This window comes from Prevotella sp. P6B1 (assembly GCF_000702825.1).
Taxonomy (GTDB): domain Bacteria; phylum Bacteroidota; class Bacteroidia; order Bacteroidales; family Bacteroidaceae; genus Prevotella.
Window position 1 is genome coordinate 498,317 of sequence record NZ_JNKF01000012.1, and the last position, 25,687, is coordinate 524,003.

22 protein-coding genes and 5 tRNA genes are annotated in these 25,687 nt (G+C 47.9%); 5 read left to right on the top strand and 22 right to left on the bottom strand.

What is annotated here, in order from left to right; genetic code table 11:
- The 17 genes from rpoB to T495_RS0109055 all read right to left on the bottom strand — a co-directional run bounded on the left by rpoB (nucleotide 1) and on the right by T495_RS0109055 (nucleotide 12,416).
- Nucleotides 1–3,813, bottom strand: a complete 3,813-nt coding sequence (gene rpoB / locus T495_RS0108975; RefSeq protein ID WP_028902385.1) for a DNA-directed RNA polymerase subunit beta — start codon at nucleotides 3,811–3,813, stop codon at nucleotides 1–3.
- Between the two features lie 77 nt (nucleotides 3,814–3,890).
- Nucleotides 3,891–4,271, bottom strand: coding sequence for a 50S ribosomal protein L7/L12 (gene rplL, locus T495_RS0108980; RefSeq protein ID WP_013063286.1), 381 nt, complete (start codon nucleotides 4,269–4,271; stop codon nucleotides 3,891–3,893).
- Nucleotides 4,272–4,319: 48 nt separating this feature from the next.
- On the bottom strand, nucleotides 4,320–4,835 hold the full coding sequence (gene rplJ, locus T495_RS0108985; protein WP_033148357.1) for a 50S ribosomal protein L10: 516 nt from the start codon (nucleotides 4,833–4,835) through the stop codon (nucleotides 4,320–4,322).
- 20 nt (nucleotides 4,836–4,855) lie between these two features.
- Entirely contained in the window at nucleotides 4,856–5,548 is a 693-nt protein-coding gene (gene rplA / locus T495_RS0108990) for a 50S ribosomal protein L1 (RefSeq protein ID WP_028902387.1), read from the bottom strand.
- 21 nt (nucleotides 5,549–5,569) lie between these two features.
- The gene (gene rplK, locus T495_RS0108995) at nucleotides 5,570–6,010 is read right to left on the bottom strand and encodes a 50S ribosomal protein L11 (protein WP_028902388.1); all 441 of its coding nucleotides are present in this window, start codon (nucleotides 6,008–6,010) and stop codon (nucleotides 5,570–5,572) included.
- Nucleotides 6,011–6,106: 96 nt separating this feature from the next.
- Complete coding sequence (gene nusG / locus T495_RS0109000) at nucleotides 6,107–6,652, bottom strand: transcription termination/antitermination protein NusG (RefSeq protein WP_028902389.1); 546 nt, start codon at nucleotides 6,650–6,652, stop codon at nucleotides 6,107–6,109.
- A 15-nt stretch (nucleotides 6,653–6,667) separates the two neighbouring features.
- Complete coding sequence (gene secE / locus T495_RS0109005; RefSeq protein WP_013063860.1) at nucleotides 6,668–6,859, bottom strand: preprotein translocase subunit SecE; 192 nt, start codon at nucleotides 6,857–6,859, stop codon at nucleotides 6,668–6,670.
- A 16-nt stretch (nucleotides 6,860–6,875) separates the two neighbouring features.
- A tRNA-Trp gene (locus tag T495_RS0109010) sits at nucleotides 6,876–6,948 on the bottom strand.
- Nucleotides 6,949–7,028: 80 nt separating this feature from the next.
- On the bottom strand, nucleotides 7,029–8,213 hold the full coding sequence (gene tuf, locus T495_RS0109015) for an elongation factor Tu (protein ID WP_028902390.1): 1,185 nt from the start codon (nucleotides 8,211–8,213) through the stop codon (nucleotides 7,029–7,031).
- A gap of 63 nt (nucleotides 8,214–8,276) precedes the next feature.
- Nucleotides 8,277–8,348, bottom strand: a tRNA-Thr gene (locus T495_RS0109020).
- A 10-nt stretch (nucleotides 8,349–8,358) separates the two neighbouring features.
- Nucleotides 8,359–8,431, bottom strand: a tRNA-Gly gene (locus tag T495_RS0109025).
- Nucleotides 8,432–8,445: 14 nt separating this feature from the next.
- Nucleotides 8,446–8,528 (bottom strand) — tRNA-Tyr (locus T495_RS0109030).
- A gap of 67 nt (nucleotides 8,529–8,595) precedes the next feature.
- Nucleotides 8,596–8,669: transfer RNA gene (locus tag T495_RS0109035), tRNA-Thr, on the bottom strand.
- A 102-nt stretch (nucleotides 8,670–8,771) separates the two neighbouring features.
- The gene (gene hpf, locus T495_RS0109040; RefSeq protein WP_028902391.1) at nucleotides 8,772–9,071 is read right to left on the bottom strand and encodes a ribosome hibernation-promoting factor, HPF/YfiA family; all 300 of its coding nucleotides are present in this window, start codon (nucleotides 9,069–9,071) and stop codon (nucleotides 8,772–8,774) included.
- 38 nt (nucleotides 9,072–9,109) lie between these two features.
- Nucleotides 9,110–9,991 (bottom strand): site-specific tyrosine recombinase/integron integrase, encoded by an 882-nt coding sequence (gene xerA, locus T495_RS0109045; RefSeq protein WP_028902392.1) that lies wholly within the window; start codon nucleotides 9,989–9,991, stop codon nucleotides 9,110–9,112.
- Nucleotides 9,992–10,066: 75 nt separating this feature from the next.
- Nucleotides 10,067–10,258: a 30S ribosomal protein S21 gene (gene rpsU / locus T495_RS0109050; RefSeq protein ID WP_028902393.1), complete on the bottom strand. Its 192-nt coding sequence runs from the start codon at nucleotides 10,256–10,258 to the stop codon at nucleotides 10,067–10,069.
- A 385-nt stretch (nucleotides 10,259–10,643) separates the two neighbouring features.
- Nucleotides 10,644–12,416: an aminopeptidase P family protein gene (locus T495_RS0109055; protein ID WP_033148468.1), complete on the bottom strand. Its 1,773-nt coding sequence runs from the start codon at nucleotides 12,414–12,416 to the stop codon at nucleotides 10,644–10,646.
- A 156-nt stretch (nucleotides 12,417–12,572) separates the two neighbouring features.
- Between T495_RS0109055 and T495_RS0109060 the strand changes: the two genes are divergently transcribed.
- The gene (locus tag T495_RS0109060) at nucleotides 12,573–13,559 is read left to right on the top strand and encodes a malate dehydrogenase (protein WP_033148358.1); all 987 of its coding nucleotides are present in this window, start codon (nucleotides 12,573–12,575) and stop codon (nucleotides 13,557–13,559) included.
- Nucleotides 13,560–13,564: 5 nt separating this feature from the next.
- The gene (locus tag T495_RS0109065) at nucleotides 13,565–14,080 is read left to right on the top strand and encodes a gamma carbonic anhydrase family protein (RefSeq protein WP_033148359.1); all 516 of its coding nucleotides are present in this window, start codon (nucleotides 13,565–13,567) and stop codon (nucleotides 14,078–14,080) included.
- A gap of 38 nt (nucleotides 14,081–14,118) precedes the next feature.
- On the opposite strand, the gene T495_RS0109070 is transcribed toward T495_RS0109065, so the two are convergent.
- From T495_RS0109070 to gltX, 4 genes are read right to left on the bottom strand one after another with little or no spacing between them, the layout of a single operon-like run.
- Nucleotides 14,119–14,898 (bottom strand): DNA alkylation repair protein, encoded by a 780-nt coding sequence (locus T495_RS0109070; RefSeq protein ID WP_033148360.1) that lies wholly within the window; start codon nucleotides 14,896–14,898, stop codon nucleotides 14,119–14,121.
- Entirely contained in the window at nucleotides 14,895–15,989 is a 1,095-nt protein-coding gene (locus T495_RS0109075; protein WP_033148361.1) for a metallophosphoesterase, read from the bottom strand. Before T495_RS0109075 ends, T495_RS0109070 begins: the two co-directional genes overlap by 4 nt.
- Before the next feature lie 17 nt (nucleotides 15,990–16,006).
- Nucleotides 16,007–17,245, bottom strand: coding sequence for a 3-deoxy-D-manno-octulosonic acid transferase (locus T495_RS0109080; RefSeq protein WP_028902399.1), 1,239 nt, complete (start codon nucleotides 17,243–17,245; stop codon nucleotides 16,007–16,009).
- 2 nt (nucleotides 17,246–17,247) lie between these two features.
- On the bottom strand, nucleotides 17,248–18,765 hold the full coding sequence (gene gltX / locus T495_RS0109085; protein ID WP_033148362.1) for a glutamate--tRNA ligase: 1,518 nt from the start codon (nucleotides 18,763–18,765) through the stop codon (nucleotides 17,248–17,250).
- Nucleotides 18,766–18,851: 86 nt separating this feature from the next.
- On the opposite strand from gltX, the gene T495_RS0109090 reads away from it, so the two are divergent.
- The 3 genes from T495_RS0109090 (at nucleotide 18,852) to priA (ending at nucleotide 24,969) form a co-directional block, all read left to right on the top strand.
- On the top strand, nucleotides 18,852–20,903 hold the full coding sequence (locus T495_RS0109090; protein ID WP_028902401.1) for an HD family phosphohydrolase: 2,052 nt from the start codon (nucleotides 18,852–18,854) through the stop codon (nucleotides 20,901–20,903).
- Between the two features lie 173 nt (nucleotides 20,904–21,076).
- Entirely contained in the window at nucleotides 21,077–22,639 is a 1,563-nt protein-coding gene (locus T495_RS0109095) for an OmpP1/FadL family transporter (RefSeq protein ID WP_033148363.1), read from the top strand.
- Between the two features lie 74 nt (nucleotides 22,640–22,713).
- Nucleotides 22,714–24,969: a primosomal protein N' gene (gene priA, locus T495_RS0109100; RefSeq protein ID WP_033148364.1), complete on the top strand. Its 2,256-nt coding sequence runs from the start codon at nucleotides 22,714–22,716 to the stop codon at nucleotides 24,967–24,969.
- Between the two features lie 9 nt (nucleotides 24,970–24,978).
- On the opposite strand, the gene T495_RS0109105 is transcribed toward priA, so the two are convergent.
- The gene (locus T495_RS0109105) at nucleotides 24,979–25,596 is read right to left on the bottom strand and encodes a porin family protein (protein ID WP_028902404.1); all 618 of its coding nucleotides are present in this window, start codon (nucleotides 25,594–25,596) and stop codon (nucleotides 24,979–24,981) included.
- Nucleotides 25,597–25,687 lie beyond the last annotated feature (91 nt).

A 25,687-nucleotide genomic window follows, 5' to 3' on the forward strand; every position in this document is an offset into this window, starting at 1 on the left:
TTAATCAAGTGTGATACTCAAACCAAGACCACGCAACTCGTGCAAGAGCACATTCAGAGATTCAGGGATACCAGGTGTTGGCATCGGCTCACCCTTCACAATTGCTTCGTAGGCCTTAGAACGTCCTACGGTATCATCAGACTTGATAGTCAGGATTTCCTGGAGCACATGGCTAGCACCGAAGGCCTCAAGGGCCCAAACCTCCATCTCTCCGAAACGCTGTCCACCGAACTGGGCTTTACCACCAAGAGGCTGCTGGGTAATCAAGCTGTACGGACCGATTGAACGGGCGTGCATCTTATCCTCAACCATGTGACCGAGCTTCAGGAAGTAGGTGATACCTACTGTAGCAGGCTGGTCGAAACGCTCACCGGTCTCACCGTCATAAAGGTGGGTAGAGCAGAGACGTGGCAGACCTGCCTTGTCAGTCCACTCTGCCAGGTCGTCAAGCTTAGCACCATCGAAGATAGGTGTAGCAAACTTAACACCCAGACGCTTACCGGCAGCACCCAGAATAGCCTCGAAGATCTGACCGAGGTTCATTCGAGAAGGCACACCCAGAGGGTTCAGTACCAAGTCTACAGGACGACCATCCTCGAGGAATGGCATATCCTCCTGACGAACAACCTTAGAAACGATACCCTTGTTACCGTGACGTCCGGCAAGCTTATCACCTACGCCGATCTTACGCTTCTTAGCAACATATACCTTAGCCATCTGGAGAACGCCATTGGGCAGCTCGTCACCGATGGTGATGGCAAACTTCTTACGCTTCATCTCAGCATCGAGCACCTTGTACTTCTTCATGAAGTTGATGATCAGCTTGGCAATCAAGCCATTCTTGTGCTCATCGCTGGTCCAGTTGCTGATCTGGATATCACCATACTCCAGATTACGCAGAGCAGTAGCAGTGAACTTGCTACCCTTGGTGATGATCTCAGCACCGGTATAGTCCTTCACACCCTGTGAAGTCTTACCCTTAGTCAGCTCGAGGAGCTTGTCGATCAGGATATCCTTCAGGTCCTCAACCTTTGCCTCATACTCCTCGTCGATCTTAGCGAGCACGATCTTATCCTGCTGCTTAGACTTACGGTCCTTGATGGCGCGCTGGAACATCTTCTTATCGATAATCACACCACTCAGTGATGGATTTGCCTTGAGTGAAGAATCCTTCACATCGCCGGCCTTGTCACCGAAGATAGCACGGAGCAGCTTCTCCTCAGGTGAAGGATCACTCTCTCCCTTAGGTGAAATCTTACCAATCAGGATATCGCCTGGCTCAACACGGGCACCAACACGGATTACACCGTTGTCGTCCAGATCCTTGGTTGCCTCCTCGCTGACATTAGGAATATCAGCTGTGAACTCTTCAACACCACGCTTGGTCTCGCGTACATCGAGTGAGTACTCATCCACGTGTACAGAGGTAAGCACGTCCTCACGAACAATACGCTCGTTAAGTACGATAGCATCCTCATAGTTGTAACCCTTCCAAGGCATATAGGCTACCAGCAGGTTGCGGCCCAGAGCCAACTCACCATCCTCAGTAGCATAACCCTCAGTCAGGATATCACCGGCCTTTACACGCTGTCCCTTCTCACAGATAGGACGCAGGTCGATGGTCATATTCTGGTTGGTACGACGGAACTTAGCAATACGATACTCCTTCAGAGCGGGCTCGAAGCTTACGAACTCCTCATCGTCGGTGCGATCGTAGAGGATACGGATAGTGGTTGCGTCAACATACTCAATCACACCGTCACCCTCAGCGGTAACCATCGTACGTGAATCTTCACAAACCTGCTTCTCAATACCAGTTCCTACGATAGGAGCCTCGTTGTGAAGCAGAGGTACAGCCTGGCGCATCATGTTTGATCCCATCAGTGCACGGTGAGCATCGTCGTGCTCCAAGAAAGGAATCAACGAAGCGGCGATAGAGGCAATCTGCTGTGGCGATACATCCATCAGGTCAACCTGTGAAGGTGGAACAACAGGGAAGTCAGCATCCTGACGACACTTAACTACCGAGCGGATAAATGTACCATCATCATTCAGAGGTGCATTACCCTGACCGATGATGTGCTCAGCCTCCTCTTCGGCTGTCAGGTAAACAATACCATTGTCGCTCAGATCGGCCACACCATTCTCTACCTTACGGTAAGGAGTCTGGATGAATCCGAGCTCATTAATCTTAGCATATACACACAGAGACGAGATCAGACCGATGTTTGGTCCCTCAGGGCTCTCAATAGGACACAGACGACCATAGTGTGTATAGTGTACGTCACGAACCTCGAATCCGGCACGCTCACGAGACAGACCACCAGGACCCAGGGCAGAGAGACGACGCTTGTGAGTAACCTCGGCCAGAGGGTTGGTCTGGTCCATGAACTGCGACAGTGGGTTAGTACCGAAGAACGAGTTGATAACGCTCGAGATAGTCTTGGCGTTAATCAGATCGGTTGGTGTAAACACCTCGTTATCACGAACGTTCATGCGCTCACGGATGGTACGACTCATACGAGCCAGACCTATAGAGAACTGATTAGCCAGCTGCTCACCAACGGTACGTACGCGACGGTTTGACAGGTGGTCGATATCATCGACGGTAGCCTTCGAGTTAACCAGCTGAATCAGATACTTGATAATCTCAATAATATCCTCCTTGGTCAGTACGCGAACATCCATGTCGGTGTTCAGACCAAGCTTCTTGTTGATACGATAACGACCAACATCACCCAGATCGTAACGCTTGTCAGAGAAGAACAGGTTCTGGATAACCTCACGTGCACTTGCATCATCGGCAGGGTCAGCATTACGCAACTGACGATAGATGTAGAGCACAGCCTCCTTCTCAGAGTTTGATGGGTCTTTGGCCAGTGTGTTGAAGATGATGCTGTAGTCAGAAGCAACAGAGGCATCCTTGTGCACCAGAATTGTCTGTGCGCCACTCTCAAGAATCTCCATCATGTTCTCCTCGGTAATCTCAGTCTCACGCTCCATGATCATCTGGTTACGCTCGATTGAAACTACCTCGCCAGTATCCTCATCAACGAAGTCCTCGTTCCAGCTCTTCAGTACGCGGGCAGCCAGCTTGCAGCCAATCACAGCCTTCAGGCTCTTCTTGTTAACCTTAACCTCCTCGGCCAGGTTGAAGATCTGCAGGATGTCCTTATCGGCCTCGAAACCGATAGCACGCAGCAGTGTTGTTACGGGCAACTTCTTCTTACGGTCGATATATGCATACATCACATTATTGATGTCGGTAGCAAACTCGATCCATGAACCCTTGAATGGGATAACACGTGCCGAATACAGCAGGGTACCGTTAGCATGTACGCTCTGTCCGAAGAACACGCCAGGTGAACGGTGCAACTGTGAAACGACTACGCGCTCGGCTCCATTGATAACGAAAGTACCATTAGCGGTCATGTAAGGGATGGGACCCAGGAACACGTCCTGAATCACCGTACCGAAATCCTCATGATCCGGATCAGTACAATACAGTTTCAGCTTAGCCTTCAGGGGCACGCTATATGTCAGACCGCGCTCCAAACACTCATCGATGCTGTAACGGGGCGGGTCGATATAGTAATCCAAGAACTCAAGAACGAAATTATTACGTGTGTCGGTGATAGGGAAGTTCTCAGCGAACACCTTATACAAGCCGTCATTCTTGCGTTCCTCAGGCGGAGTATCCAACTGCAGGAAGTCTTTGAACGACTTTAATTGCACATCAAGGAAATCCGGGAATGGCATCGGATTTTTGACGCTGCCAAAGTTTACTCTGTTATCTATTATTTTTGAAGCCATAAATTATAATTTAAATAAAAAGGCTAGGAACCCCCTACTGGGGAGTCCCTAACCGATTGCTATTTGTTTGTAACTGATTACTTCAGCTCAACCTCGGCACCAGCGGCCTCGATGGTCTTCTTCAGGTTCTCAGCCTCTTCCTTGCTCAGACCCTCCTTAACGGTAGCAGGAGCACCGTCTACGAGATCCTTAGCCTCTTTCAGACCAAGACCACAAGCCTCCTTAACGGCCTTTACAACCTGCAGTTTAGCAGCACCGGCTGACTTCAGAACTACGTCGAATGAAGTCTTCTCCTCAGCTGCATCAGCAGCACCAGCTGCAGCAGGACCAGCAGCAACAGCAACAGCTGCAGCGGCGGGCTCAATTCCATACTCGTCCTTCAGGACAGTTGCCAACTCATTAACTTCTTTTACAGTAAGATTTACCAACTCTTCTGCAATAGCTTTAATATCTGCCATTTTATTTAAAATTTTAATTGTTTTTAATGTTAATGTTACTTATTTCGCTTATTTGTTACGCTCAGCGATAGCGTCAAGCAGACCGTGAACCTTGCCACCGGCGTTCAAGCCAGAAACAACATTCTTGATAGGAGACTGCAGCAGAGCTACAACCTCGGCGATCAGTTCGTTCTTGCTCTTGATTGCTACGAGCTCATCAAGCTTGTCAGCACCTACGAAGAAGCTCTCCTCAGCATATGCACCCTTCAGGGCGGGGATACCTTCCTTCTTGTACTCCTTGATCAGCTTAGCAGGAACGTTAGCTGTCTGTGCGAACATAACAGCTGTGTTACCCTTCAAGCACTCATAAAGTGGAGAGAAGTCGATTTCTGAAGCCTCGAATGCCTTCTGGAGAAGAGTATTCTTCACCATCAGCAACTTAATCTCATTCTTGAAGCACTTCTCACGGAGCTCGCTTGTCTTAGCGGCATCGAGACCGGCAAGGTCAACAAGATAGAAATGAGGATATGCCTTCAGCTTCTCACCAAGTTCTGCAATGATAGTATCTTTTACTTCCTTTTTCATTTGTCTAATCTTTTAACGAGTTATTCAACTGATTTAGGATCTACCTTGATACCCATGCTCATTGTACTTGAGAGGAAGATACTCTTAATGTATGTACCCTTAGCAGCGGCGGGCTTCAGCTTGATAATGGTAGAGATGAACTCCTTAGCATTCTCAAAGATCTGATCAGCGTTGAAGTTGATCTTACCGATTGATGTGTGCACGATACCGGCCTTATCAACCTTAAAGTCAATCTTACCCTGCTTAACTTCCTTAACTGCCTTAGCAACATCCATAGTAACAGTACCACTCTTGGGGTTTGGCATCAGGCCACGAGGACCGAGCACACGGCCGAGAGGACCGAGCTTACCCATACAAGAAGGCATTGTGATGATAACATCAACATCTGTCCAACCGCCCTTGATCTTTTCGATATATTCATCGAGACCAACATAGTCGGCACCTGCTTCCTTAGCAGCAGCCTCCTGATCAGGAGTACAGAGAGCGAGCACACGTGTCACCTTACCAGTTCCGTTAGGCAGCGAAACAACGCCACGAACCATCTGGTTAGCCTTACGTGGATCAACACCCAAGCGTACATCGATATCTACTGAAGCGTCGAACTTGGTGGTGGTAATTTCCTTCACCAGAGCGGCGGCTTCCTTCAAAGAGTATGCTTTCCCTGCTTCAACCTTCTCAGCGACCAACTTTTGATTTTTTGTCAGTTTACTCATTGTCTTAATTGAAGTTATTAATTATTTACCAGGGAACTCCCCTTCTACAGTGATACCCATACTACGCGCTGTACCTGCAATCAGCTTCATAGCCGACTCGATGGTAAAGCAGTTCAAGTCCTTCATCTTGTCTTCGGCAATAGCGCGAACCTGATCCCAAGTTACCTTGGCAACCTTCTTACGGTTGGGCTCGGCAGAACCGCTCTTCAGCTTAGCAGCTTCCTTCAGCTGTACAGCTGCGGGAGGAGTCTTCAGCTCGAAAGAGAATGACTTGTCAGTGTAGTAGGTGATAACAACAGGAATAATCTTTCCTGCCTTATCCTGGGTTCTGGCGTTGAACTCTTTGCAGAATCCCATAATATTGATTCCCTTAGAACCCAGTGCAGGTCCTACTGGAGGTGAGGGATTCGCAGCGCCACCTTTAATCTGTAATTTGATTAATCCAGCAACTTCTTTAGCCATTTCTGTTTGTTATTAATTGAATTTTGTTATATAAGCCTCAGGAGTGGAAGCCTCCATCGACAGTATATAAGAACGGGCGAACCGTAACATTCCACCCTATTCCTTTTCCACTTGATTATACCCAAGCTCCAAGGGAGTCTTGCGGCCGAAAATCTTAACCATCACTTTCAGCTTGTGCTTCTCGGCATTCACCTCTTCGATAATTCCACTGAATCCGCTGAAAGGTCCATCTGTTACCTTCACTGCCTCATCCACAGCGTAAGGAACAGCAATCTCTTCACTCTTAATCTCCGTCTCCTCGGCATTACCAAGGATTCTGTTAATATCACTCTGCTTTACGGGGGTAGGATTATCCAGACCACCCAGGAAGCCTAACACATTAGGCATAAAGCGCAGCGTGTGTGCCATCTCACCCTGAAGGTTAGCCTCTACCAACACATAACCAGGCAAGAACAATTTTTCCTTTACCACACGTTTACCGTTACGCAACTGAGCATATTTCTCGGTAGGCAGTAACACCTGACCTACATTTGACTGGAGGAAAGAGTCACGCTTCATCAGAGCCTCAAGGTATTCTTTTACCTTAGCCTCTTTACCGCTAACAGCGCGAAGTACGTACCATTTCATTCCTGACTGAGCCATTTCTCTTGCGTTATATTAACCGGGATAAACCATACTCATTACCGACTTGAACACAAAGTCCATAGCCCATACTACCAAAGCAATAATAAGCGATGCTGAAAGCACCACTACTGCACTATGAGTCAACTCTTTGCGAGAAGGCCATGTTGTCTTATGTGCGAGCTCGTCATAACAAGCTTTGCAATAATCGATAAACTTCTTAAACATATTATTTCTTATTTAGCACGGGAAGGAGGACTCGAACCCACGACCCTCGGTTTTGGAGACCGATGCTCTACCAACTGAGCTATTCCCGTAAGTAAGCCCCCGCCCGAAAACGGGGGCTTGGTTTTATCTAGTGTGACTAGAACTCCAGTTATCTGGAAGGTTCAGAGGATTAGTCCTCGTAAACCTCTGTGATCTGACCAGAACCTACTGTGCGACCACCCTCACGGATAGCGAAACGCAGACCTGGGTTCAGAGCTACAGCGTAGATCAGCTCTACAGTGATCTCTACGTTATCACCAGGCATTACCATCTCAACACCTGCGGGCAGTGAAATCTCACCTGTGCAGTCCATGGTGCGGAGGTAGAACTGAGGACGATACTTGTTTCCGAATGGAGTGTGACGACCACCCTCTTCCTTCTTCAGAACGTAGATAGAAGCCTTGAACTTCTTGAATGGCTTGATCTGACCTGGGTGGCAGAGTACCATACCACGCTTGATCTCGTTCTTGTCGATACCGCGGAGCAGCAGACCTACGTTATCACCAGCCTGACCCTCATCAAGAATCTTGCGGAACATCTCAACGCCAGTAACAACTGACTTCTTGTCCTCACCAAGACCGAGCAGTTCAACCTCATCACCTACGTGGATAACACCAGTCTCGATACGACCAGTAGCTACAGTACCACGACCTGTGATTGAGAATACGTCCTCAACAGGCATCAGGAATGGCTTGTCAGTAGCGCGTGGTGGCTCCTGGATCCATGTGTCACAGGTATCCATCAACTCCATTACCTTCTCCTCCCACTTAGCAACACCGTTCAGTGCACCAAGAGCAGAACCACGGATAATTGGAGTATCATCCTCGAACTCATACTGAGCAAGAATCTCCTGAACCTCCATCTCAACGAGCTCCAGCATCTCCTCGTCCTCAACCATATCACACTTGTTCAGGAATACAACCAGACGTGGAACGTTTACCTGACGAGCGAGCAGAACGTGCTCACGAGTCTGAGGCATAGGACCATCAGTTGCAGCTACTACGAGAATAGCACCGTCCATCTGAGCAGCACCAGTTACCATGTTCTTTACATAGTCAGCGTGTCCTGGGCAGTCAACGTGAGCGTAGTGACGAGTCTTTGTCTCGTACTCAACGTGAGCGGTGTTAATAGTGATACCACGCTCCTTCTCCTCGGGAGCGTTGTCAATCTGATCGAATGACTTAACCTCAGAGAGACCAGCCTTAGCCAGCACAGTTGTGATAGCAGCTGTCAGAGTTGTCTTACCGTGGTCAACGTGACCGATAGTACCGATGTTTACGTGCGGTTTGGTGCGCACAAAATTCTCTTTTGCCATTTTACTTGTCTATTAAATGTTTATTAATTCTGAATTTTCAGTTTCCTCCTTCTAGACCAAGAGAGCTGTAACTGAGAGTTGAACTCAGGACCTCTTCCTTACCAAGGAAGTGCTCTACCACTGAGCTATTACAGCATGTTCTTTGAGCGGAAAACGGGGCTCAAACCCGCGACCCCCAGCTTGGAAGGCTAGTGCTCTATCAACTGAGCTATTTCCGCAAACATCTCTTGAGTGGGTGCTGATGGATTCGAACCACCGAAGTCGAAAGACAGCAGATTTACAGTCTGCCCCATTTGGCCACTCTGGAAAACACCCATGTTCCGTTGCTCTTCCGAGCGAACGCGGATTGACTAACGTCCATCCTCCCGATTTCATCACTTTGAGCCTCTTGTCGGATTCGAACCAACGACCCCGAGATTACAAATCACGTGCTCTGGCCAACTGAGCTAAAGAGGCTTTTCTAAGCAGCCGTTCTCTGTTTCAGATTTACGACCTGTCGGAAAACGGCTGCAAAGTTACGACTTATTTTTGAATTACCAAAACTTTTTCGAGTTTTTTTTATCTATTTCTCAATTTTTCCTTGAATTTCGTCAATTGAGCACGCATCGAATCCACACAAAGGTCGATTCCTTCCTCAAAAGTGTCGCAGGTCTTCTCTACAAAGAGCGTGTTTCCGGGAACGAAAACCTCAAGACTTGCTTCCTTATTTTGAGCAGTGGCGGGCTTGACTACTTTAAGCTGCACCTCAACTTTCTGTATATCCTCAAACGATTTTTCTAACTTGGCGACCTTCTTCTCGATGAACGCCTCTAACTTCTCGGTAGCGTCGAAGTGAATCGACTTAATCAAAATCTCCATAGTTACCTCCTATTTTTTAAAGAGTTAATAAAAAGGGTTCAGGCTCTCGGATGAGCCTCTTTATAAATTCGTTTCAGTTGCTCAAACGTAGTGTGGGTATAAATCTCAGTCGTACTAACACTGGCATGACCCAGCAGACTCTTGATCGTCTCCAACCCAGCACCGTTGTTCAGCATGGCAGTGGCAAAGGTGTGCCTCAGCACATGTGGCGAACGCTTCTTCAGCGAGGTAACCATCGACAGATACTTGCGCACAATCTGGTAAACCTGTTCGCCCGAGATCCGCTCTCCTTTGTCACTCAGAAACAAAGCACCATCAGTTTCACCGAACACCTCCTGGCGCGCAGCCTGATAACGCTGCAGCTCTGAGGCCAGCTCAGCCCCGAAAGGCACGATACGCTGCTTGTTTCTTTTTCCCGTTACTTTCAATTGCGCCGCATCGAAATCCACGTCTTTATCATCCAGACCTACAAGTTCAGAACGTCTCAAACCGGCTTCGTAGAATAGAATTAATATGGTACGCGCACGTACATTATTAAATGAGCTACCCCACTCCATACCGTCGAGCAGACGATCCATCTCTCCTTCGCGAAGGAATTGCGGTAGTGGTTTTGATTTCTTTGGCCCCGTCACAGCATGTGCCGGATCCTTCTTAACCAGATTTCTCTTTAGGGCAAAGCGGTAAAAGGAACGCAGTGCACTCAAGTTCTTGTTAATCGTTGAGGCAGAGTTTCCTTTATCCATCAGACTCTCCATCCAGTCACGGATCAGATCGGTATCAGCCGAATCCAGAGAGAGATCATTATCCCTAAAAGTCAGATACGATTCAAATGCCCTCAGGCTTTCCTCGTATGTCTGCACTGTTTGCGGAGATGCATTCCGCTCGTAGCGCAGGTAGTCCAGAAACCGGTTAATCATCATAAAATCGCAACCTTTAGTATTTGGGTACGAATTTACGGAAATTTCTCGAAACTACCAAATTTTCGGGGAACTTTTTTATTCCTCGTTTGTACGAAGCTGCTGAACGTATACAGCGTGCTCCATCTTAAGGCGCTTCAGTACAGATGGTTTGTCAAACTGCTGACGACGACGCAGCTCCTTTACAACACCTGTCTTCTCGAACTTTCTCTTGAACTTCTTGAGAGCCTTCTCAATGTTCTCGCCTTCTTTTACTGGTACAATAATCATTTGTTTTACTTTAAATTATTTATATTAAACTTAATGCTTCCGGGCCCAGTGCCTCGAAAAGCGGGTGCAAAGTTACAGCTTTTTTACAAAACTACCAAGTTTTTATACGTTTTTTATCAAATAAAACGTAATTTCTTGCGTTTTCGTACCCTCCTGATAGTCAAAAACATATGTTTTGATACTACCACACCTAAGGTTTTAAGGTACAAGCAGTAAGGTTAACAAGTACAAACAGTAAGTTAAACAGGTACAATAAGCCTACTCATCTATCGTTTGCCTATACGCAAACGATTATTCGCCTATACCCAAACGACTGTGCGCCTATACGCAAACAATCATTCGCGTATAGGCGAATCGTATCCATTTTCAGACAAAGCAATATCTACTATATCGCGGCACAAGCGGATTTCAGCCAGGCGGCTTCTTCGGCTGTCAGATGGGGCGACAGGGTATCGTAAACACGCTGGTGATACTGGTTGAGCCAAGCGATTTCTTCGTCTAACAACATCTCCTTCACAATCGGCGTGGTATCGATGGGGCAGAGGGTAAGACTCTCGAACTGCAGGAACTGACCGAACTGAGTTTCCATATAAGGAGTAATAAGCAGGGTATTCTCTACACGAACGCCGAACTTGCTCTCGAGATAAATGCCTGGCTCATCGGTGATGGTCATACCTGCTACTAATGGGGCAGGCTTCCACTCCATACGGAATTGGTGAGGCCCCTCGTGTACATTCAAATAGGTGCCCACACCGTGGCCTGTGCCGTGAAGATAGTTCAAGCCTTCGCGCCACATGGCCTCGCGAGCCAGCACATCCAACTGGGTACCACTGGCACCGCTGGGGAATTTACAGAGTTCAATCTGAATATGGCCTTTGAGCACCAAGGTGTAAACACGCTTCTGCTCCTCAGTCAGAGGGCCGAGGGCAATGGTGCGGGTGATATCGGTAGTGCCATCCAGATACTGCGCACCGCTATCCAACAGCAGGAAGCCTTCGGGCTTCAAGGGAATATCGGTCTCAGGCGTAGCCTCATAATGTACAATGGCTCCATGTGCCTGATAGCCAGCGATAGTATCGAAAGAGATGTCGCGATAAAGAGGCTGTTCGGCACGGAGCGAGGTGAGTTTCTGGTCAATCGAAATCTCCGTTTGTCCGCCAGCCTCAACAGCAGGTTTCAGCCAGCACAAGAACTTTACCATCGCAATGCCATCTTTCAGCATTGCCGATTTAAATCCTGCTATTTCAGTAGCATTCTTTACGGTCTTCATCCGCTTGACAGGCGATTCTGCCTCAACTATCTCGCGGGTAACCTGTTTGTAAAGCGTATAGTTCACCTCATCAGGATCGAGCAGGATGTTATACTCGAAATATGCCTTCAAGCCTTTGGCCACATCCTCGTAAGGCGCCACCCCTACCCCTTCGGCTTGCAGATAAGCCTCAACCTGAGGTGTAAGCTTCACCTTATTTATATATAGGGTAACTTCTTTTGACGAAATAAGCAAGTAACTTACGAACACGGGATTGCAATGCACATCGGTGCCACGCAGGTTCAGCGTCCAGGCAATATCATCGAGCGCCGACATCAGCATACCATCGGCATGTTTTTCGCGCAAGGCCATGCGGATACGGACAATCTTGTCATGACAGCTCTCACCTGCATACCGCATAGGAAAAATCTCCACAGCATTCTCTGGGATAGCAGGACGATCAGTCCAGATCTTCGCCAAAGGATCGAGATTAGTACGCAGCGTGATACCTCCCTGCTGACGAAGATCGGTAATCAGCTCTTTGACGGCATTAGCCGAGTTGACCATACCATCCAGAGCCACCTCAGCACCAGCACCACACTCCTCACCTATCCAATCAGCAATGGTGGGCGTGCCTGGCATCTTGAGTTTCATCAGCTGGAACTCAGTGCCATGCAACTGTTCCTCGGCAGCTATGAAATAACGCGAATCGGTCCACAAGGCTGCTGAAGCCATCGTGACCACAGCTGTACCAGTCGAGCCGTTAAAGCCACTGATAAACTCGCGCCCCTTCCAATGATCGGGCACATATTCGCCCTGATGCGGATCGGTACTGGGGAATATAAACGCAGCAAGGTGTTCACGTTTCATCACCTCGCGAAGAGCTTCAATTCTTTCATTTACAGTCATCATCATCGTGTTTTGTAATTTCGAGATTACAAAGGTACAAAATAACTGGCAGAAAATCATACGATTAACACAGATTAATAATAAAAATCCACTATATATGAGTCTTTTTTCGTAACTTTGCAGCACTTTAAAAATAACAATAATAAAAATACAATTATGGCTTTTTTAACTAACGAGAAATTGGTGATTGTTGGTGCCGGTGGTATGATTGGCTCTAACATGGTACAGAGTGTGTTGATGCTGGGCTTGACTCCCAACATTTGTTTGTATGATATCTATGAGCCAGGTGTTCATGGTGTATATGATGAGATGTGCCACTGCGCTTTCCCAGGTGCAAACATTTCTTACACTGTAGATCCTAAGGAGGCTTTCACAGGTGCTAAGTACATCATCTCTTCAGGTGGCGCTCCACGTAAGGAGGGTATGACCCGTGAGGACCTGCTGAAGGGCAACTGCCAGATCGCAGCCGACTTCGGTGAGAACATCAAGAAGTACTGCCCAGACGTTAAGCACGTGGTAGTTATCTTCAACCCCGCTGACGTAACAGCTCTTACAGCTCTGATTCACTCAGGTTTGAAGCCTAACCAGCTGACCTCTCTGGCAGCTCTCGACTCAACCCGTCTGCAGCAGCAGCTGGCTCAGGAGTTCGGTGTACAGCAGGATAAGGTTACAAACGCTTACACCTACGGTGGTCACGGTGAGCAGATGGCAGTATTCGCCAGCAAAGCTCTCATCGATGGCAAGCCTCTCTCTGAGCTTCCTCTCTCTGACGAGCGTTGGGCTGAGATCAAGCACATGACTACTCAGGGTGGTAGCAACATCATTAAGCTCCGTGGCCGTTCTTCATTCCAGAGCCCCGCATATCAGGCTGTTAAGATGATCGAGGGTGCTATGGGTGGTGAGCCTTTCAAGTGGCCTGCTGGTTGCTATGTAAACGCATTCGGTTTCAAGAATGTAATGATGGCTATGCCTACCGTTATCGACAAGGACGGTGTTCACTTCACTGAGCCTGAGGGCACAGCTGAGGAGATGGCTTCACTCCAGGCTTCTTACGAGCACCTGCAGAAGATGCGCGACGAGATCATCAGCCTTGGTATCATCCCCGCTGTTGAGGATTGGGCAAAGGACAATGCTAACCTGTAATCGGTATGGCTCTTATCAAAACATATCGCGGTCTCGCTCCCAAATGGGGGCGAGATTGCTATTTTAGCGAGAACGCCACCATCGTGGGTGATGTCACGCTGGGTGACAACTGCTCTGTATGGTTCAATGCGGTGGTTCGTGGCGATGTGGCCCCTATCACCATTGGCAACAGCACCAATATCCAGGATGGCAGTTGTGTGCATGTGACCCATGAGACTGGTCCTACGCATATCGGCAACTATGTTACCATTGGGCATAACGTCACCGTGCATGCCTGCACCATTCATGATAACGCCTTGATTGGTATGGGCAGCACCCTGCTGGATGGTTGTGAGATAGGCGAAGGCGCCATCGTAGCTGCTGGTGCCCTGGTGCTGCAGAACACCAAGATACCTGCCGGCGAGATTTGGGGCGGCATACCTGCCAAGTATATCAAGCCCGTCCGTCCAGGGCAGACAGACAACGCCAAGCACTACGTTGAATATGCCAAGTTCTACCTAGAGGAACAAAACAACAAATAAAACAATAAAAACCCCGCAGATTTGCGAGGTTTTATTGTTCATTCAAGTGTAATCCAGTACTTACGCTCCTGATCAGACATCTTCTCTATCGCATAGCGAAGCATGGTACGCGGCATCTCATGAACGTGCTGTCGGAGGAAATCGCGAAGCAGATCCATCGACACCCGTTTACCCATCTCACGCAGCATCCAGCCTACTGCCTTATGCATCAGATCGTGCGGATGATGCAGATGAACCTCCGCATAGCGCAAGCACCATGACGGATCGCCTAACTGAGAGGTCTTCCACGAACAGACGATACTCATGCGCTGTTCCCATAAGCAAGAGCTTGCAGCCAACTCATCCAAGACCTTACGTTTGTATGTTTGATGAGCAGCCATTTCCTGACCACCGAGAAAGGTTGGCAACATCAGCCAATGTCCCAGGATCTTAGGCGCTGACAGGTCCACCAGGTCCCAGTTGTTTGCCTGCTCCGCATAACGCAGATACAGGGAGAGTATCTCATCACGACAACGAACAGCCTCTGCATCAGTCTCGAGTCGCCTGGTGGCATATCGCTCGAACTTTGTCACTAAGATCAACAGCCCGCAGAGGCGCACTTCATGCCACTTAGACATCAACAGCTCCGGTATCACATCCAGTGTGACCTCCTTCGCAACAGCCTTCACCACCTCTCTGGTCTGCGGCACCTTCAGGCCCAGGAACTCATCGCCATAGCCATACTCACCAGGAGCGGTCTTGAAGAATCCCATCAGGACCTTGCGCTGCGCCTCATCATGAAGCGACTCCATATAGGCTATGATCTCCCTGGCTGTCATTTTTCCTGCTGTAATGTAGCAACCACATATTCACTCTGGGTACCAATACGGAACTTGCCGCCCCAGATACCGATGCCCGATGAGACATAATACTGGGTTTTGCCACGCTGATGACTACCCCACGAACATTCGTAGATACGATCCGTTATCCAAGAAATGGGCCATACCTGTCCACGATGGGTGTGGCCACTCAGTTGGAAGTCGACACCTGCCGCCTCTGCCCTATCGAGATTGTAGGGCTGGTGGTCGAGCACGATGGTGTATGGACTTTGAACTTTAACCAATTCCTTGATGGGTTTGCGACGCATATTGGTGCGATCATCACGACCAATAATCACAATACTACTATCGATGACGGTTGCCTCATCTACCAACAAGTGGATGCCAGCATCCTTATAAAACTGCTGTGCCTCGGGCACTCCAGCATAAAACTCATGATTGCCCAAGCAGGCATAGACAGGCGCCTTGAGCCGACGGAACTCCTGGGCCATACGCTCCTCTAACACAGGGCGCATGCTACCATCGATGATATCACCTGCTATCAGGATAAAGTCGGGATTCTCAGCATTCATCATATCCACCCAGCGAGCCAGTTCCTTACGAGGATTGTGATAGCCGATATGCAGATCGCTCGCCATCACAATCTTATACGCTTTTGCGAGCGCTTTCTCCGACTTCAAATCGAGGGCTACGCGTACCTTATTATTATAATTCAGACTGCCATACACAAACACGCCCACCATCAGCACCAGGATGCCGATAGCGGTATAACCGTTTTGATAAAGCCATGACTTGGGTACCAGACGGGCCAATCGGCCCAAATCGAGCACCAGAAAAATCATCACCAGATAAAGCAACACAAACAATGAGGATGTACCAATCTCGTAAGCCCAACGAGCCACAGACAAAGGCATGCTATCAAAGGCGCGACGGAAATTCAGGAATAACATCACAAAACTCAATACGCCAACAGCGATAACAAGCCCTTTGAGCCATGCATGCACAGGCAACATCACCCAGATGTGCCATGCCAGATAACCAATGGCCAAGAAAGGCAACAAGAGGAACAGTATCATCCACATAGTTTTCATGTTTTGCTAAAAAGTAACTACAGCGCCACAGCCGAAAGCACCTTCTGCGTAGCACCCGACTGGCCTTTTACAAAATGTCCAGCCTTCTGACCCTGCTCCTGCAGGTAAGCAGCATCGGTAGCAAAACGGTCCATCTGGGCCGCAAACTCCTCGTAGCTGCTAATCTCAAAGCCACCGTTGGTCTTCAATCCCTGCGCCTCCTGGAACTTCTGGTTGTTGGGGCCGAAGAATACGGGCACATCCCATACTGCCGCCTCCAACAAATTGTGAATACCAACACCAAAGCCTCCACCGACATAAGCCACATGGCCATAGTGATAGATGCTCGACAGCAAGCCGAAGCAGTTAATAATAAGTACTTCGTAATCATTGACCATTGACAATTGACCATTGGCCATTTTCTCTGCCTCGGTATAGCGGATGACCTTGCGACCTTCGAGAAGTTTTTCAATCTGCTTGAGATGTTCCTCACCTATCACATGAGGGGCGATAATCAGTTTCCAGTTCTTGTGGTCATTAAAATACTTAATGAAGATTTCCTCATCGGGAGGCCACGACGAACCAGCCACGAACACCTGTGGCGCATCTTTCACAAATGCCTCAACAATAGGCAGTTGCTTGGCAGCCTCTTTAATCTGCAACACGCGGTCGAAACGGGTGTCGCCTACCACCGAGGTGTTGGTGATACCAATCTTGGCCAGCAACTCCTTACTGATCTCGTTCTGTACGAAGAAATGCGTGAAGCAATTAAGCACACGCCCGTACTGACGACCGTACCACTTAAAGAACACCTGCTCAGGACGGAAGATACTCGACACACTATACACAGGCACACCACGATGCTTCAGAATGTGCAGGTAGTTATACCAGAACTCGTACTTGATGAAGAAAGCCATCACAGGACGAATAGTACGCAGAAAGCGACGCGCATTGGTGATGGTGTCGAGTGGCAGATAGGTGATAATATCAGCACCCTCGTAGTTCTTGCGCACCTCATAGCCTGAGGGCGAGAAGAACGTGAGCAGAATCTTGTACTCAGGATGATCCTTGCGCAACTGCTCCATCAAGGGGCGTCCCTGCTCAAACTCACCCAGCGAGGCAGCATGGAACCACACGTACTTGGCATTCGGATCTACCTTTTCGCGTAGAATCTTGAAAGCCTCGCGCTCGCCACGCCACATTTTTCGTACCTTCGCATTGAAGCGGCTATAAATAGCCACTCCAAGAAGATACAGATATATTACAAGGTTATAAATCATTAGCCCAGTACTTCAATCGCACGTTTCATTCTGGCAATGGTCTCTTCCTTACCTAAGAAGGCAGAGATATCGAACATGCCAGGACCCTTACCCTCGCCAACGAGCGTGAGTCGCCATGCGTTCATTACATTACCCAACTTATACTCCTTCTGTTCAACCCAGGCATGAACAATCTGCTCCTGATTCTCGAGCGAGAAGTCGTCGATACCCTCAAGTACGCCGATCAGTTCGGTCATCACCTGAGCAGAGTCTTCCTTCCAACGCTTCTTGGCAGTCTTCTCATCGTAGGCTGTAGGAGCCTCGAAGAAGAACGAGCAGAGTGGCCACATCTCGTGAACAAACGACACACGATCCTTCATCATCTCAGTTACCTTGAGGATACGCTCTGAAGTCTCGTTAGGACAGTGCTCCTTCACGATAGGCTCGAAGAGCGCAGCAATCTCCTCATTGCTCTTCTTGAGGATATACTCGTGGTTGAACCAAACAGCCTTCTCGAAGGCGAACTTGGCACCAGCCTTTGAACACTTAGAGATATCGAACAGAGGAACCAGCTCATCGAGTGAGAAGATTTCCTGCTCGGTACCAGGATTCCATCCAAGCAGAGCCAGGAAGTTGATAACAGCCTCGGGGAAATAGCCATCCTCACGATAACCGCGAGAGGTCTCACCACTCTTAGGATCCTTCCACAGCAGTGGGAATACAGGGAATCCCAGACGGTCGCCATCACGCTTCGACAACTTACCCTTACCATCGGGCTTCAGCAGCAATGGCAGGTGAGCAAACTGAGGCATGGTATCCTCCCAACCGAAAGCACGATACAACATGACGTGCAATGGAGCTGAAGGTAACCACTCCTCACCACGGATCACATGCGAGATTTCCATCAGATGGTCGTCAACGATGTTAGCCAGGTGATAAGTAGGCAACTCGTCGGCACTCTTATAAAGTACCTTGTCATCACAGATATCACTCTTCACACGGACCTCGCCACGAATCAGGTCATTAACCAGAATCTCCTGACCTGCCTCAACCTTGAAGCGAACCACATACTGCTTACCCTCGGCAATCAGTTTCTCAACCTCTTCCTTAGGCATGGTCAGCGAGTTACGCATCTGTCCGCGGGTATGACAGTCGTACTGGAAGTTCTGAATCTCAGCACGCTTAGCCTCCAATTCCTCTGGGGTATCGAAGGCAATATAAGCCTTATCGGCATCCAGCAGCTGCTGAACGTATTTCTTGTAAATATCACGACGTTCGCTCTGGCGATACGGACCTTTGTCGCCACCAAAGCTAACACCCTCATCAAACTTGATACCGAGCCACTTGAACGACTCGATGATATACTCCTCAGCACCAGGCACGAAACGGTTACTATCGGTATCCTCGATACGGAAAACCAGATCACCACCATGCTGCTTGGCAAACAGGTAGTTATACAATGCTGTGCGCACACCACCAATGTGCAAAGCACCCGTTGGACTGGGCGCAAAACGTACTCTAACTCTTCTTTCTGACATAATCAATTAAAATTTGTGTGCAAAGTTACAAAAATTTTGAGAGTTTTTTCGTATTTTTGCACCATAATTGCATAAAATACGTAGAAATGAGTAGTTTTAACATCAAAAACGACCTTACTTGGCGCGATTTTTTGATTCGTTTGGGTCTAATCTTCGTAACCGTTGTCATCATCGTATGGATGATGCCACATAGCAGTCAGAATAATTTCAAGATTGAAAAAGGCCGACCTTGGATATATACGGACCTGAAAGCCCCATTCGACTTCCCCATCTATAAAAGTGACGAGGCTGTAAAGCTTGAACGCGACAGCATGATGAAACAATACGAACCGTATTACATCATGAACCCAGAAACTGTTGTCAGACAACTACGCCAATTCTCTAAAGACTACTCAAACGGCATCCCCGGATTGCACAACGATTACATCAGCATCATTTCCAACCGTTTACGCAGACTTTACGAACAGGGCATCATGAGCAATTCGGAATATGCCAAGATCAGTAAAGACACCTCGAAGTTTGTACGTATTGTCAACGGCAAGCATGCCACCAGCATACAGATTAGCAGAGTATACTCGGTGGTAGCGGCCTATGAGCAGATTTTCCAGGATCAGACTCTGGCTAAGCACCGAGACATCCTACAGAAATGCAATCTCAACGATTATATAACTCCCAATCTGCTCTACGACAAAGAACGAAGCGAGGCTAGTCTGAACGACATTCTCAACAGCATTCCTCTGGCCAGCGGACTGGTTCAGCGAGGCGAGAAGATCATTGACCGCGGTGATATCGTAGATGAGAAAACCTACAACAAACTATTGTCATTCCAAAAAGAGATGGAGCGGCAGAATGTAGATCAGGAAAAGACACGTCTCAATATCATGGGACAAATTCTGTTTACAACCATCTTCATCACCTGCTTCACGATATTCCTGACACTGTTCAGAAAAGACTATTTCGAAAAGGTCAGATCCACCACTATGCTGTACACAGAGATTGTACTTTTCACCATTATCGCATCGATGATGGTCAAGCATAGTGTGCTTCACGTCTACATCGTGCCCTTTGCAATGGTACCTATCTTTATTCGTGTGTTCATGGATTCAAGAACAGCATTCATGGCACATACAACGATGATTATGACGTGCGCCTGCTTCTTACAGTATCCGCTGGAGTTTGTTGCAGTAGAAATGGTATCAGGACTGGTGGCCATTTTCTCTTTGCGTGAGTTGTCCAGTCGTTCTCAACTGTTCTGGACTGCAGTCTCTGTCACCGCAGCAGGCATACTCACAAATCTGGCACTCGACTGGATACACATCAACGACCTCTCCAAGATCAGTTATAGCGAGTACAACTACCTGATCATCAACGGCGTACTGTTATTCTGCTCCTACCCCTTGCTTTATGTCATTGAGAAGGCTTTCGGCTTTACTTCAAACATCACCCTGATTGAATTGTCGGATATGAACAAGGAGCTGCTCCGGAAGATGAGTGAAGTAGCCCCAGGCACCTTCCAGCACTCTATACAGGTAGGTAACCTCGCCGCCGAGATAGCTAACAAGATTGGTGCAAAAAGCCAATTGGTACGTACGGGTGCGCTTTATCACGACATCGGTAAGATCAGCAATCCTATCTACTTTACCGAGAACCAATCAGGTGTAAATCCGCATGAGAAGATGAGCTACATCGATAGTGCACAGATGATTATCAGCCACGTGACAGAGGGCACAAAACTGGCCGACAAGTACAACCTGCCCAACATGATTAAGGAGTTTATCACCACCCATCATGGACAAGGCAAAACGAAGTATTTCTACGTACAATACAAGAACGAACATCCTGACGAGGAGGTCGACGACTTACTGTTCACTTATCCTGGTCCCAATCCGTTTACTAAAGAACAGGCCATCCTGATGATGGCTGATACTGTAGAAGCAGCATCACGCTCACTGCCCGACTACACCGAGAAATCAATCCGCGACCTGGTAAACAGACTGATTGACGCCCAAGTTGCCGAAGGATACTTCAAAGAATGTCCTATCACATTCCGTGATATTGCCTATGCCAAGACCGTACTGATAGAGAAACTGAAGACCATCTATCATACCCGCGTAAGCTATCCCGAGCTGAAGAAGTAGGCAAACTTGCACAATTACACCCAAAAGTGTGCAAAAACATGCACACTTTTGCACATTTGTGCAGGTTTGTGTGCAATTTTCGTTAAACTACGTTAACATTGTGTGCGGGAACATAAGATTTTAAAACAATCCATATACCTTTGCAGCCGATTTTGAAAAAATTTTTTAAAAAGATGAAAAAGATTAATGTCTTGCTTGCCAGCCTGATGCTGACAGCAGCCACAACAACAGCCACAGCAGGTGGCATCTTAACCAACACCAACCAGAGTATCGATTTCTTGCGCAATCCTGCACGAGATGCAGCCATTGGTCTTGATGGTGTGTATAGCAACCCTGCTGGTGTAGCGTTTCTGCCCGAAGGATTCTATTTCGGTATCAACTGGCAGTATGCCCACCAGACTCGTACTATCGAGTGTAACAACCCACTCTTTGCTTTGGGAAAGAAGAACGATGGTAAGAGTACCAAAACTTTCGAGGGTATCGCTGACGCGCCATTCATTCCTTCTATCCAAGCCGCTTACAACAAAGGCAACTGGAGTTTGCAATTCAACTTCTCAGTACCTGCCGGTGGCGGCGCATGTGAGTTTGCCGACGGACTCGGCTCGTTCGAAAGCGTAGTAGGCGGTATTGCACAGCAACTCAGTGGACTCGACCAATTGGCCACAGCCTTAGGTCAGACTGCTCCTGGAGTTTCTGGTTATGACATGGATGGCTACATGCAAGGACGTCAATACTATTTTGGTTTCCAACTGGGCGCAGCCTATAAGATTACCCCTAACCTCTCTGTATATGGAGGTCTGCGTGTGCTCTATGGCACAGCTACCTACAAGGCCAAGATCAGTAATATTATGGTAAAGACCGGTAATCAGTATGTTGACTTCGGTAGTTTCCTTCAGACAGCTACAGCTATGGTTGAAGGCGGTATCACAACTGTAAACAATGGCATTGCAACTGTGAATGCGGGTATAGCCCAATATGAGGCAGCGGGTGCTCCTGTTCCTGCAGAGCTGACAGCCAAAAAGACACAATTAGAGGCTACCAGCCAGACACTCGACAACACCAACAAGTCGCTCAATCAGTTGCAGAAGTATTCTGAGGGTGTAAACCTGCTTTGTAACCAGTCGAGTGTAGGTGTGGCTCCTGTGATTGGTATCGACTGGCGGGTAGGCAAGTTCAACTTTGCCGCCAAATACGAGGCCAAGACCGAGATCCACATGAAAAACGAGTCGACCGTTAACAAAGCCAGCGAGATTCCCGCTGTGAATAAATTCAAGGACGCAGAAAAGATTGACGAAGACTCGCCTGCCCAGTTAGCTTTGGGTGCAATGTGGAACATCTCAAAAGATTTCCGTCTGAACTTAGGTTATCACCACTTCTATGATAAAGATGTAAAATGGTATAACAACACGCAGGATCTGCTGGGCGGCGGTACCAACGAGTATCTGGCAGGTGCCGAGTGGGATCTGACCAACAAGCTCACCATCAGCGGTGGTACACAGCTCACACGCTACCAACTCACCGATGAGTATATGAACGACATGTCGTTCGTGGTAAACAGCTACAGCATTGGTTTTGGTTTCAACTACAAGGCCAGCGACAAGGTAACCCTGAAGGCTGCCTACTTCCAGACCAACTACGGTCACTACGATCGTGTTACCTCTACCGAGCCATTGGTTAGTGATTCATTCACCCGTACCAACCGCGTACTCGGTATTGGCTGCGAACTGAATTTCTAAGAATCAGAAGAGACTAAAGAAAATAGAGCCGAATGTTTGGAGCATTCGGCTTTTTTGTGTACCTTTGCCGACTGATGAAATATGCAGATGTGATATTGCCAGTTCCCCTGACGGGATTGTTCACCTATGCAGTGCCAGAGGGCATGGTGCTGAAGGTGGGCGTTCGCGTGCTTGTTACTTTCGGACGCAGCAAGACCTACCTTGGCATAGTGGCACGTCTGCACAATGATAAACCACAAGACTATCAAGTCAAGGTCATCAGTCAGGTAATGGATGCCGAGCCCATCATCACCGACCATCAACTGAAACTTTGGCAATGGATTGCCGACTACTACATGTCGCCCATTGGCGAGGTGTACAAAGCAGCTCTCCCTTCAGGATTGAAAGCCGAAGACGGCTACCGCCCCAAGACAGAACTCTATATCCAACTGTCGTCCAAGTTCCGCAATGAACAAGCCTTGCATGTTGCCATTGATATGTTACAACGAGCTCCCAAGCAACTGAAGGCGTTTCTGAATTATCTCGAACTATCAGCATGGGACCAGTTAGGTGCAGGCGAAGAACAGTTTGAGATTACACGCGAAGAGCTAATCAATCAGGGACATACACTTCAATCAGTGAATGCGCTGGTACAACGTGGCTTGCTTGAGACATACGACAAAGAGGTTGGAAGATTGAATTACGGCGGCGAACCACATCCCGAGCTAATCAAACCATTAAGCGAAGTCCAACAGGAGGCGTATAACCAGATTCAGTTCTCGTTTTTGCAGAAGAATGTTACACTATTACATGGCGTCACCTCAAGCGGAAAGACTGAGATCTATATCCATCTGATACAACAGGCTTTGAACAAGCATCAGCAAGTGCTCTATCTGTTGCCGGAGATTGCCCTCACCGTACAGATGATGCAACGACTGCAACGGGTGTTTGGCAATCGTTTAGGTATCTATCACAGCAAATACTCTGATGCCGAGCGCGTGGAAATATGGCAGAAACAGCTATCGCAGCATCCCTACGACGTGATACTGGGAGCCCGAAGTGCCGTACTGTTACCTTTCCAGAATCTGGGACTGGTGATTATCGATGAGGAGCATGTTTCGTCTTATAAGCAACAGGATCCAGCCCCCCGTTATCATGCCCGTTCAGCTGCTATCATGCTGGCACAGATGTATGGTGCCAAGACGTTGTTAGGAACAGCCACGCCCTCACTCGAGACCTATCATAATGCCAAAAGCGGGAAATATGGATTAGTAGAACTCTTCCAAAGATATAAAGGTATAGAGTTACCAGAAATTCAGGTGGTTGACATCAAGGATCTACAGCACCGCAAAATGATGAATGGTCCCTTCTCCCCCTTGTTATTGACAAAGACACGTGAAGCATTGGAACGTGGTGAGCAGGTCATCCTCTTCCAGAACCGTCGTGGCTATGCGCCAATGATAGAGTGTAAGCAGTGTGGTTGGGTTCCTCATTGCCAGCATTGCGATGTATCGCTTACATTACATCGTAACATGAACCAGTTGACTTGTCACTACTGCGGATATACCTATCAGGTTCCCACCGAGTGTCCAGCCTGTGGCAGCAAGGAACTCCTGACAAAAGGCTATGGCACAGAGAAGATAGAGGATCAGTTGCGCGACATCTTCCCTGAGGCCCGCATCGCTCGCATGGACCTCGATACCACCAGAACCCGTAATGCCTACGAACGTATTATCAGCGATTTCTCGTCAGGGCGTACCAATCTGTTGATTGGCACACAGATGATTTCTAAAGGACTCGACTTCGATAAAGTGTCGGTGGTGGGGATTCTCAATGCCGACAATCTGCTAAACTATCCTGATTTCCGTGCCTACGAACAAGCCTATATGATGATGGCACAAGTAAGTGGACGAGCTGGCAGAAAGGGGAAGCGCGGTCTGGTAATTTTGCAAACTAAATCACCAGCACTCCCAGTTATCCAACAGGTAGTACAAAATGACTATACAAGTTTGTATAACTCACTGATAGCGGAACGCCAACAATTCCACTATCCGCCTTATTACCGTTTGGTCTACGTCTACCTGAAGCATCGGTCTGATGCAGTAGTCGAGACTGCAAGCATCGAAATGGGGAGTAGATTGCGCAAGTGGTTCTCTACCCGTGTGCTTGGACCCGACAAGCCAGCCATTGCCAAAGTAAAATCACTCTCCATACGAAAGCTTGTATTGAAGTTGGAACTGGGCATCAACATGGCTGATGTACGGAAATATTTAGCGCTTGCCCAGCAACAGATGCTACAAGACAAGCGCTATACGTCATTACAGATCTACTTCGACGTAGACCCGCTATAAATCCTATTCTTAGAAGAAATAAGCTACAGACAACTGCCAAGCATTAGCCTTAGTCTTGCCTGTAACAGTATTCCATGTAGTAGTGCCAACAGCCTCTACGACTTCAAAATCACCAGTTTTACCAAGAGCGATATTGTAGTTAGCTGATACCTGCAAATGATTCAGCAGCATCAATCCAAGACCTACATTAGCACTCAGGTTAGAACTTCTCAGTGTCCAGCCTGCGGCTTGCTTATTAACAGCTTCAACAGAATTACTCTTATCGCCGAGATTAAAACCGAACTGAGGACCAGCAAAGAGATAGATGCTGGCAGTATTACCTAAACCAAAACCATAACGGAGATTAACAGGAACCTGAATAGACTGCTGCTTCATGGTCTCATTCTCCAACTTGGCAGAACGCTGATCATACAAAGCAGAGGCATCGATACCAAGACCTACGATGGGAAGGGTAAAGTTAACAGTCGGACCGATAAAGAAACCTGCCTGATTTGACTTATCGGCTACAGAATTATCAAACTTCATGGTTGTCAGGTTAAGACCACCCTTAACACCAAACTTCAACTGTGCATTGGCAGCAACGGTCATCGTTGCCAGCAGCACTACCAAAGTAAAAATTTTCTTCATAACTTATTCGGATTAAATTGTTAATGAATCTCTCGATGGGTGCAAAGTTACGAAAAAAGTCGGAATAGAGAAGGAAATAGCCGTATTTTTT